Raw genomic sequence first — 3,490 nt, 5'->3', positions numbered from 1 at the left:
CCGATATAAAACACTTTATCCTTCCAGATAAAAGAAAGCACCGAACGTATCCACGCTCAGTGCTCTATATACCTAGCCGTTATCCACTTAAATATAAACAGTAATGCTTATCCGAATAGCATTAAGTCATCGAGACTGGCTTTTCTATTAAACGCACAATATCGCTTATTCTGCGTTTTTAGCTTTATTGAAAAAATAATCAACCGCAGGTTTAATCAATTCAAGTGCGGTTTTATCGCAAGGCGGTAATGCTGCATCACTGGTGTTAATTGGTGTGGTGCGTTCGCCCCATTTTAGCAGTAAGGCAGCCGAGGTTAATCCAGCACCAAACGCGCAAGATAGAATCGTTTGATTGGCTTCAATTCTACCTTGAGATAACGCATCACAAATCGCAATCGGGATAGTGGCAGCCGATGTATTGCCATAATCAGCGATATTGACGAAAGCTTTTTCTTTTGGAATTTTCATTCGGCTTACTAAAGTATCAATAATACGTTCGTTTGCCTGATGCGGAATAACAAAGTCGACATCATCGATGTTGATACCACATTTGTCTAATACCTTATTACTTAAACTTCCCATGCCATGAATCGCACGTTTAAACACATCTTGACCATTGATATGAATGTAAAAATCCAATGAGTCATTGTCAAATCTATCCATCTGGGTGCCAAAGTTAGACTTTAAAATATCGCGACCTTCAGGATCGTTATTTAATTCATAACCTAATACGCCACCAGGTTGGTCACTGGCTTCTAGCACAACAGCACCAGCACCATCACCAAATAACACAGCGGTTTCACGTCGAGACCAATCAAGGTAAAAAGATAAACGTTCAGCGCCAATAATCAGAATTTTCTTACTTTGGCCGCTTTTTATCATTGAGCTAGCCAAGCCAACGCCATACAAAAATCCACTGCAAGCAGCGTTAATATCAAATGCACCGCAGGTAGCGCCAATATTTGCCTGTACCGTAGATGCAATATTTGGGATCAAGGTATCAGGGCTGGCGGTGGCTAGAATAATTAAATCTAATTCACTGCCATCAATCCCTGCAGCGGCAAGTGCATGCTTAGCTGCAACCGACGCCATTTCAGAAGTATTGACGTGACTGATGTTACGCTTACTAATACCAGTACGTGTTTTAATCCATTCATCCGTCGTTTCCATGAATGTGGCTAAATCTTCATTGGTCAATGTTGCGGGCGGAACTGACTTCCCCCAACCGGTAATGTGTGCATACTGCATAAGAAGTTCTCTCAATACGTTTCAATAGTTAATTAAATTTATATACAAAAACAACAGCTTAAAATTAATCTGTTGATATTAAATGCTTAAATGGTCATGACTAAGATTTGTTATTATGACTTAATCTTTTGTTCTACCAGTTTCGTGATTGAAGCCGAAGCATGCAAGATATGCTCACGCAGTAAAGTAGTGGCTTTTGCGATGTCACGTTTTTTACATAATTCGAGTAACACTCGATGTTCTCTTTCGGCGATAGGGATCCCGCCAGTAAATAACAACTGCAGACGAATATAGCGATCGCAATTGGTGTTTAAACCGTTAACCACTTCCATTGTATGAGGTCGATTAGCCGCTTGGTATAAACGAGTATGGAATCGAGTATTAAGCTCACTCCAACTGGCTACTGATTCTTTCAGTTTAAATGCCAATTCAAGTTTAACCAGTACGGCTTCAGCTTCGGCAATATCATTGTCAGATAGGTTAGGGATGGCCTTAGCCAACAAATCCGATTCGATCATAGCGCGCAATTCAAATAATTCAGTGACTTGCTCAACAGATAACAATGTTGCCGTCGCGCCTTTATGCGGTTCGAAATTAATTAAGCCTTCAGCTTCTAACTGAACTAACGCTTCACGAACGGGAATGCGACTTACATTTAACTGTTCTGCAATAGCAGACTGCCTGAGCGGTTCTCCTCCTTGTATATCACCAGAAAGGATCCGTTCTCTGAGCGCCTCTACAACAAGTTGCGTACGCGTTTTATGAATAATAGGAGGTATATTGCTCATGTATTCTATAATAATCACTAATTTCTTCGAGCAAGGGTAACGCTTAGCCGCCGCTTTATAAAGTGAAACCTATACAATTATGCAGATTAAGCTCATAAAATGGGGGTAAATAAACAAATTAATAAAAATATTCAGATTATCTGGCCCCAAATTCATCTCAATGGGATAATCGACACAAGAAAGAGTTTAAGGAGTGTTAGGTTGAATAAAGCAGTATTTCTCGATCGTGATGGTGTGATCAATAAAGACAATGGTTACGTTCATACAGTGGACGACTTTGAGTATATCGACGGTGTATTTGAAGCGTGTCTTGCATTAAAGCAAATGGGTTACCTATTAATAGTGGTGACCAATCAATCCGGCATTGCTCGTGGCATGTACAGTGAAGATGATTTTCATCATTTAACGGAATGGATGGATTGGAACTTTGCCGATAAAGGTGTCGAACTTGATGGTATCTACTATTGCCCGCATCATCCACAAAAAGGCCTAGGTGGATATAAGCAAGATTGCGATTGCAGAAAGCCAAAACCCGGCATGATGCTCGATGCTGCAGAATTCTTGAAAATCGATATGAGCCAGTCTGTAATGGTGGGTGATAAAGCTGATGATATGCGCGCAGCAAAAGCGGCTGGCATTAACACTGCCATTTTGGTTCGTTCAGGTAAAGTAGTAGACGAAGCCGGAGTTGAACTTGCCAGTGCAGTGGTTGACAGTATCGCTGACGTTCCGAGTCTGCTAAGTCAATTACTCACAAAATAATAGAATAGCCAATGCAAAGCTATCATTTCAACTGTTCATATATAAGCTTTCACCGACTTATATATGAACAGAGATTTTCAGTGTAACAATTACTTAGTTTTAGACTTTCTCTTCCTTTATATACTAGTCAGCATATTTTTGTTGCTAACAAACCCCTAATCCAAATAAAGATATGTCATCCATTAACGCCAAATCGTTCGTGCTACTAAAAGTTGCTACGAAGTTAACATGAAATTAACGCCGTTTCAGTTATGTTTTGGTCTCAACAAGCTAAATTAGCCACTTAAACCACGCTGAGCCGCATAATAAGCCTTATATAGGTAGATAAAATAAATTTGCTGTTCGTTGTAGCGAGCCATTTATGGTTATAAAGTCAGCAAAAACTTCAATAAATATGGCTTTAAGTTCAAATAGTATGCAGTTGGGTCGTAATAGTCATAAAAACCGTAGAAAGCTCTTGCGCTATAAAAATTTTTCCCTATAATACACCCCACTGACACGGAACGCAGCGTTTAACGCTAGTTACCAGGTCCGCTCTTTAACAATTTATCAAGTAATCTGTGTGGGCATTCACAGGTATTGAGTTATTCGAAATTGTCTTCTGTTCTTCGGAATGTTGGCAATCAAAAAATTACAACTCAATGCAACGATGAATGTTCATAGTAATATGTACAAACATTTAATTGATTCTT

3 protein-coding genes are annotated in these 3,490 nt (G+C 39.5%); 1 reads left to right on the top strand and 2 read right to left on the bottom strand.

All coding sequences use genetic code 11. The features are described from left to right. Positions 1-165 precede the first annotated feature (165 nt). Positions 166-1,248, bottom strand: coding sequence for a ketoacyl-ACP synthase III (locus tag H5125_RS21460; protein WP_101088184.1), 1,083 nt, complete (start codon positions 1,246-1,248; stop codon positions 166-168). 113 nt (positions 1,249-1,361) lie between these two features. Beyond that, complete coding sequence (locus tag H5125_RS21455) at positions 1,362-2,036, bottom strand: GntR family transcriptional regulator (protein WP_101088186.1); 675 nt, start codon at positions 2,034-2,036, stop codon at positions 1,362-1,364. Between the two features lie 201 nt (positions 2,037-2,237). Here H5125_RS21455 and gmhB point away from each other — a divergent pair, with 201 nt between their 5' ends. After that, a complete protein-coding gene (gene gmhB, locus H5125_RS21450) occupies positions 2,238-2,798 on the top strand; it encodes a D-glycero-beta-D-manno-heptose 1,7-bisphosphate 7-phosphatase (protein WP_101088188.1) in 561 nt (186 codons plus the stop codon). Positions 2,799-3,490 lie beyond the last annotated feature (692 nt).

The organism is Shewanella sp. SR44-4 (assembly GCF_014163715.1).
Lineage (GTDB): Bacteria > Pseudomonadota > Gammaproteobacteria > Enterobacterales > Shewanellaceae > Shewanella.
The sequence above is the reverse complement of the archived record's forward strand: the minus strand, read 5'-3'. Positions and strand labels throughout refer to the sequence as shown.